Below are 7,106 nucleotides of genomic sequence, written 5' to 3'. Positions count from 1 at the left end.
TGCCGTTCATGGTGCAGCCCGCCGCGCGCACATGCCCGCCTCCTCCGAAATAGGAAGCGATCTGCGATACATTGACGAGGCCGCCGGATCTCATGCTCACCTTATACTCCAGCACGCCTGTTTCATACATGAATATGGCGCATTCCACGCCCTTGATACTGCGAAGCTGGCTTACAATGCCCTCCAGATCCTGGGGCGAGGCTCCATAAAAATCCATGGTTTTCCTGTCAATGACGCTGACCACGCATTTTCCGTCCATGAAAAGGATGCTTTCCAGCAGTGCGCGGCCGAGTATCTGCGTCTGCAGATAGGTTTTTTCATAAAATGTCTCTTCTATGAGACGGCTGAAATCAAAGCCATAGGAAATCAGCTTTGCCGCCGCCCGAAGGGTTTCCGGCGACGTATTGGAATACTGGAACACGCCCGTATCATGGATAATGCCGATATAAAGCGCTTTGGCAATCTCTTCGTCCAGCTGTTCCTTTTCCGTCAGATCATAAATAAGCTCGCTCGTAGAGCTGGCTGTGGGAACCACATAATTCACATCCCCGCAGCCCTTATTGCTGATATGGTGGTCAATATTTATCTTTTTCACAGCGCTGTTGAAATACGCTTCTGCTCCTCCCAGGCGGTCGGACGCAGTATCCAGGGCGAAAAACACATCAAAGCGTTCCTGCTCGCCGTATTCGCTGTCAATTTCTTCCACACTGCTGATGCAGCTGAAAATATCAGCCGGTTTTTCCAGGAAAATATGAAGGTCCGCATCGGGCCTTACCTTTTTCAAATAAAGGTAAAGGCCCATACAGGAACCGACACAGTCTCCGTCCGGACGGATATGTCCGCTGATCCCTATCCTTTTTGCCTGTTTACATTCTTCCAAAAGCTTCATATCAGACCTCCCTGCTGTCAAACATGCGCCAGGCGGAAGCATCTGCCGGCTTATTCTTCTCCGGCTTCCTCATCCGTCTCCGCCTGCGTCCCTGCGCTGCCCATAACTTCATCAATCTTATGGGACATGTTTACTCCGTAGGCAATGGACTGATCCATGATAAAACATACCTCCGGCGTAATACGAAGATTGATTTCCTTCGCCAGCCTGCTTTTGATAAAGCCGGCGGCGCTTCTTAAGCCGGCCAGCGTATCCGCCTGGGCTTTTTCATCCCCAAGCACGCTGATCCATGCCTTGCAGGTCTTCAGATCCGGAGAAACCTCCACCGCTACCACTGAAGTAAGGGGAGCGATTCTGGGATCCTTTATTTCCCCCCGGATGGTTTCGGCAAGCACCTTCTGCACCTCCGTATTGATCCGGGTATTTTTAACACTGTTTTTTCTCATATTACTCCTACCTGTGAGGCAGCATTCCTTCGCAGCTTACCTGGGAACCTCCACCATAATGTAGGCTTCCACGATATCGCCCTCCTGAATCTGGTCAAAGCCGTCAAAGACAAGACCACATTCATATCCGGAACGTACTTCCTTCACATCATCTTTAAAACGCTTGAGACTTGCCAGAGTGCCTTCATAAATCTGATCCTTGTCTCTGGTAATTCTCACCTTGCAGTCTCTCTTGAACTCACCGTCAAGCACATAGGAACCTGCAATGTTGCCCACTGCGGATGCTTTGAAAATCTGACGCACTTCCGCATGGCCGATAACCTTCTCCTCAAATACAGGATCCAGCATACCCTTCATTGCAGCTTCGATATCCTCGATAGCCTGGTAAATAACTCTGTACAGACGGATATCCACGCCCTCTCTTTCGGCCGTTGCCTTCGCCGTTGCATCCGGACGGACATTGAAGCCGATAATGATGGCATTGGAGGTTGCGGCCAGGGTGACATCGGATTCGTTGATGGCGCCTACGCCGCCGTGGATGCATTTTACAACCACTTCTTCATTGGTCAGCTTAAGCAGGCTCTGTTTTACCGCTTCCACGCTGCCCTGTACGTCGGCCTTGATAATCAGGTTCAGTTCCTTCAGATTGCCTTCCTGAATCTGGCTGAACAGATCATCCAGAGACATTTTAGCCTTTGTCTCTTCCAGCTTCTTCTCTTTATTCTGTGCGATAAAGGTTTCCGCATAGGCTCTCGCCTCTTTGTCGTTCTCATGTGCCAGGAATACCTCGCCGGCATTGGGAACATCGGAAAGGCCCAGGATTTCCACAGGGGTGGAAGGTCCTGCTTCCTTGGCGCGTCTGCCCTTATCGTCTATCATTGCCCTAACCTTGCCATGGCATGCGCCGGCAGAAATAAAGTCGCCCACGTGAAGGGTGCCCTTCTGTACCAGTACGGTTGCCACAGGTCCACGTCCCTTATCCAGCTCCGCTTCGATGACAAGGCCTCTTGCCTGTCTGTTGGGGTTGGCCTTCAGTTCCAGTATTTCGGAAGTAAGCAGGATCATCTCCAGCAGCTGGTTGATGCCGTCGCCGGTCTTTGCGGATACCGGTGCGAATACGGTGCTTCCGCCCCATTCCTCGGGAATAAGCTCATATTCTGCCAGTTCCTGCTTCACCCTGTCGATATTGGCATTGGGTTTATCCATCTTATTTACAGCAACGATGATTTCAATGCCTGCAGCCTTTGCATGGTTGATCGCTTCCACGGTCTGGGGCATAACGCCGTCGTCCGCCGCAACCACCAGGACCGCGATATCCGTGGAGTTGGCGCCGCGCATACGCATGGCTGTAAACGCCTCATGTCCGGGAGTATCCAGGAAGGTGATTTTCTGTCCGTTAATCTGTACGGTATAAGCGCCGATGTGCTGGGTGATTCCGCCCGCTTCACGGTCTGTTACATTTGTCTTTCTGATAGCATCCAGAAGGGAGGTTTTACCATGGTCAACATGACCCATAACACAGATAACAGGAGGCCTGGAAATCATATCCTCTTCGTTCTCTTCGTCTTCCTTCAGCAGTTCTTCAATGACATCCACCTTAATTTCTTTTTCGCAGATAATGTCATAATCAATGGCGATATTTTCCGCATCTTCATAGGAAATTTCCTGATTCAGGGTAACAACCTTGCCCTCCAGGAACAGCTTCTTGATGATTGCGGCAGGCAGCAGCTTCATTTTATCGGCCAGTTCCTTAATGGTGATGGTATCACCTACGGTAATAACCTTGATCTGTTCCTCCTGAGCCTCTTCCTTCTTAGGCTCCGGCTTGATAAATCTGCCGGCCTTGTTTTTCAGTTTGTTCTTTGCCGCATTGTCCTCTTCGTAAATAAGGTCTTTCCTGGAGCGTTTATCCCTCTCCTGGCTGCTGCGGCGCTTCTCTTCGTCCCTGTGCTTCTCGCCTTCTTTAATCGGGCTTTCGGGGACAAAACTCTTGCCGCCCGGCGCAGGCTTCCTGAATTTATTGTCCGCGGCACGTTTAGCGTCCGGCCTTCCGCCTGCGCCCTGTGTACGGTCTCCCTGAGGACGGTCACTATTGCCGCCAGGTCTGCCGCCATTTGCATTACGGTTAAAGCCCTGGCCAGGCCTCTGGCCGCCGCCAAAGCCTGGACGGCTCTGGCCTTCACCAGGTCTGCCCTGAGGCCTGTCGCTTCTGGGCGCCCTTGTGTCCGTACGTCCGCCCTGCGGTCTGTCGTTTCTCGGATTTCTGGACTGCGGCCTGTCTGTCCTGCCGCTGTCCGGACGGCTGCCCTGCGGCCTGCTGCCCTCCGGGCGGCTGTTCTGCGGCCTGTCGCTTCTGTTATCCGTTCTTCCTTCATTCCTGTTATCACTTCTCTCGGCCCTTGCCGCTTTTTCCGCGGCAGCTTTTTCTTCTCTTGCTTTCTGTTCTCTGGCTGCTCTTTCCGCAGCTTCCGCACGCCTGCGCTGTTCTTCCAGCCTCTCATCGGGCATCTGGGGCTGTGAAGGCTTGGTAAGGGGCTTGATCAGCTTGGGCTGTTCAAAACCGATTCTTCCTGAAGAACGGTTCTGGTTATTATTCTGACGGTTCTGGCCGTTTCTTCCCTGCCCGCCGGAATTGTTACCGCGGCCGGAATTATTTCTGCCGCCGTTGTTTCCATTATTTCCATTATTTCCGTTGTTGCTGCCCCTTCTGTCTCCATTATTTCCAGACACACCAGGTTTATTCCCGGCTGAGGACTGACGCTGTCCGCCGGACTGCATTTTGCTGTTGTGCGGATTGCTCACAAAAATAATGTTTTTCTTCTTTTTCACCGGCGCATCGGCTGCGCCGCCTTCACGGTGCTCAGCGGCAGGCTGTGCCGCCGCAGAAGGCTGCGCTGCCGCAGTCTGGACCTGCTCCTGCTTTCCGTGATTTTCATTCTGCGTATTCTCTGTTTTCTTTTCCGGCGTAACGCCCGTCGTCTTCATGGATGCTTCTTCCACTACGCGTTTTTCTCCTTCGCTTTTACCAAAATGTTTCTTTACCATCGCTGTCGCATCGTCTTCAATGGAGCTTTGGGCGGCTTTCGCCTCCACCCCTTTGCCCTGAAGAAATGTGATTACGTCTTTACTGTGTATACCTAACTCTTTTGCAAGTTCAAATACTTTCGTTTTTGCCATGCTGCTACCTCCGTCTACTTGGCTTCTTCCAAATGTCCGATCAGGCTTTTGGCAAACCCGTCATCTGTTACCGCCAGGGATGCCCTCATTTCCTTTCCCATCGCGTGTCCCAGCCCCTCCTTGGTATCATAGAGGTAAAAGGGTACGCGGTAGTACTCGCACATGTTCCGGAAGTTTTTCTTTGTATTGTCAGAGGCATCATTTCCTACGATCACCAGCCTTGCAGCACCGGACTTCACACACTTTTCCGTCATGAACTCACCGCTGACCACTGATGAAGCCCTGGTGGCAAGACCCAGCAGGGATAAAATCTTATTCTGCTTCAAACTCCTCAAACTCCCTCTCCAGACTGTCATATACTTCATTTGGAATATTCATCTTGAAGGAGCGCTCCAGGCCTTTGCCTTTCCTTGCCTTTTTCAGGCATTCCATGGATTTGCAAAGATAAGCGCCTCTTCCATTTTTTTTACCGGTCACATCCAGTACAATGTCTCCTTCTGCAGTCTTCAGGACGCGCATCATTTCTTTTTTGCCCTTCATTTCGCCGCAGCCTACGCATTGTCTCATGGGAACTTTCTTATTCATAGTTCTCTCCGTCATCCTCTGTCAGTTCTTCCTGCGAAGCTTCATCCAGGTTCTCGTCGAAGGTTTCTTCAAGAGGAGCTTCCTCATAGGCTTCCTCTCCGGCGTATTCCCCGGAATCCTCAGACTCCTCATAATCGCCGTCGTACTCTTCCTCGTATTCGCCGTCTTCCTCATCGTAATCATCATCCAGATAATCCTCGTAACGGAAGCCGGGTGCATCCTTGGCCTGAGTCTCGCTCTTGATATCTATCTTGTAACCTGTCAGCCTTGCCGCCAGTCTGGCGTTTTGTCCTTCCTTGCCGATTGCCAGGGAAAGCTGGTAATCAGGAACAACAACCTTTGCGGTTTTTTCATCAGGATCCGCAAATACGGCAACAATCTTGGCAGGGGAAAGTGCATTCTGAATCAGGTTTCCGGGATTCTCATCCCAGTTGACGATATCGATCTTCTCGCCGCGCAGCTCATCCACAATGGCGTTTACCCTGGCGCCGTTCATACCTACGCAGGCGCCCACCGCGTCAACGTTGGGATTGTTGGACCAGACAGCCATTTTTGTACGGCTTCCCGCTTCTCTGGCGATGCTTTTGATTTCTACCGTTCCGTCCTTGATTTCGGTAACCTCAGATTCAAACAGCCTCTTAACCAGCTCCGGATGGGTGCGGCTCACAAGGATACGCGGTCCCTTGGGTGTGTTCTTCACCTCCAGGATATAGACCTTGATTCTCTCGGTGGGCTTGAATACCTCGCCCTTTACCTGCTCGCTTTCATTCAGGAGGGCATCGGCCTTTCCTAAATTAATGCTTATGTTCTTACCCACATATCTCTGGACAACGCCGGTAACCACATCTTTTTCTTTTTCAAAATACTGATTGTAAATTACGCTTCTTTCTTCTTCCCTGATCTTCTGCAGTATCACGTTCTTGGCATTCTGTGTGGCAATACGCCCGAATTCCTTGGACTTGATTTCCACATGAATGACATCTCCCACCTTGGCTCTCTTGGAAATCTCCTGGGCATCCTCCAGGGCGATCTGCAGGCAGTCATCCTCCACGTCATCCTCTGTCTCCACCACTTCCTTTTCCGCATACACGAGAAAATCGCAAGTTTTCCGGTCAATTTCCACCTTCACGTTATCCGCTTTGCCGAAATGGTTTTTGCACGCCGTAAGCAGGGAATTCTCAATCGCCTCAAAAAGTGTCTCCTTGCTGATTTCTTTTTCTTTTTCCAGAATATCCAGCGCTTCCATTAATTCCTTATTCATTGCTTTAACCTCCAAAAATATTTAAAAATCAAATGCAAGCCTTATCAGGGCGATTTCAGACCTTGCAAAAACTTTTTCTTCCTCTTGTGTTTCAATTGTGACGCTGTTTTCATCAAATGCTTTCAGAATGCCCGCAAATTCCTTCTGTTTATCCTTAGGCTTGTAGAGCCGCAGCTCCACTTCCTCTCCAAGGCTCTTTTCCAAATGCTTATCCTTCTTCAGCGTCCTGCCCAGTCCCGGGCTGCTGACCTCCAGAATATAAGCATCATCAATAAAATCCTCTTCATCCAGCTTGTCGGAAAGCGCTCTGCTCACATTCTCACAGTCGAGAATATTCACACCCTCCGGCTTGTCGATATAAGCCCTCAAATACCAGTCGCTGCCTTCCTTCACATACTCAACGTCGTAAATCTCCACGCCGTTTGCTTCTGCAATGGGTGCAAGCACTTCTTCGGTACGGGTTTCAATCGTTCTGCCTTTTGACATTCGTTCACCAGTTCCTTTCTTTATTCAGTTGTAAGTTGCCTAATCAATAAAGAAGAGTGGACCGGAAGTCCACTCTACTCTAGTAATCTTATTAACCTTACAGTAGTATAACACCATTGTATACAAAACGCAAGTGCAAAATGCGGAGGGTGTGGTGGCCTCTCGGGAGGGTGGATAAGCCCGGAGCATTTCCGGTGGTGTCTGGGGGAGGGGTTCCGGGGTGCGGGGCGGGCTGTGTTACAGGTGAGTCCCGAAAAAATGG

The 7,106-nt window shown here is 50.6% G+C and carries 7 protein-coding genes; all 7 read right to left on the bottom strand.

Annotation, left to right across the window (positions count from 1 at the left end; all coding sequences use genetic code 11):
- Positions 1-889 (bottom strand): DHH family phosphoesterase (locus tag HMPREF1548_RS21895; protein WP_021638788.1); only part of this gene is annotated, 889 nt, incomplete at its 3' end.
- A 50-nt stretch (positions 890-939) separates the two neighbouring features.
- Positions 940-1,335, bottom strand: coding sequence for a 30S ribosome-binding factor RbfA (gene rbfA / locus HMPREF1548_RS21890; RefSeq protein WP_021638787.1), 396 nt, complete (start codon positions 1,333-1,335; stop codon positions 940-942).
- A gap of 36 nt (positions 1,336-1,371) precedes the next feature.
- A complete protein-coding gene (gene infB, locus HMPREF1548_RS21885; RefSeq protein WP_021638786.1) occupies positions 1,372-4,512 on the bottom strand; it encodes a translation initiation factor IF-2 in 3,141 nt (1,046 codons plus the stop codon).
- 14 nt (positions 4,513-4,526) lie between these two features.
- A complete protein-coding gene (locus HMPREF1548_RS21880; protein WP_021638785.1) occupies positions 4,527-4,838 on the bottom strand; it encodes a L7Ae/L30e/S12e/Gadd45 family ribosomal protein in 312 nt (103 codons plus the stop codon).
- Complete coding sequence (rnpM, locus tag HMPREF1548_RS21875; RefSeq protein ID WP_021638784.1) at positions 4,825-5,097, bottom strand: RNase P modulator RnpM; 273 nt, start codon at positions 5,095-5,097, stop codon at positions 4,825-4,827. Before rnpM ends, HMPREF1548_RS21880 begins: the two co-directional genes overlap by 14 nt.
- Positions 5,090-6,358 (bottom strand): transcription termination factor NusA, encoded by a 1,269-nt coding sequence (nusA, locus tag HMPREF1548_RS21870; RefSeq protein ID WP_021638783.1) that lies wholly within the window; start codon positions 6,356-6,358, stop codon positions 5,090-5,092. The genes rnpM and nusA overlap by 8 nt, the downstream gene beginning before the upstream one ends.
- A gap of 21 nt (positions 6,359-6,379) precedes the next feature.
- Positions 6,380-6,844: a ribosome maturation factor RimP gene (rimP, locus tag HMPREF1548_RS21865; RefSeq protein WP_021638782.1), complete on the bottom strand. Its 465-nt coding sequence runs from the start codon at positions 6,842-6,844 to the stop codon at positions 6,380-6,382.
- Positions 6,845-7,106: the final 262 nt, after the last annotated feature.

This window comes from Clostridium sp. KLE 1755, assembly GCF_000466465.2.
GTDB lineage: Bacteria > Bacillota > Clostridia > Lachnospirales > Lachnospiraceae > Eisenbergiella > Eisenbergiella porci.
Note: the sequence above shows the minus strand (reverse complement) of the source record. Positions and strands in the feature narration are given on the sequence as shown.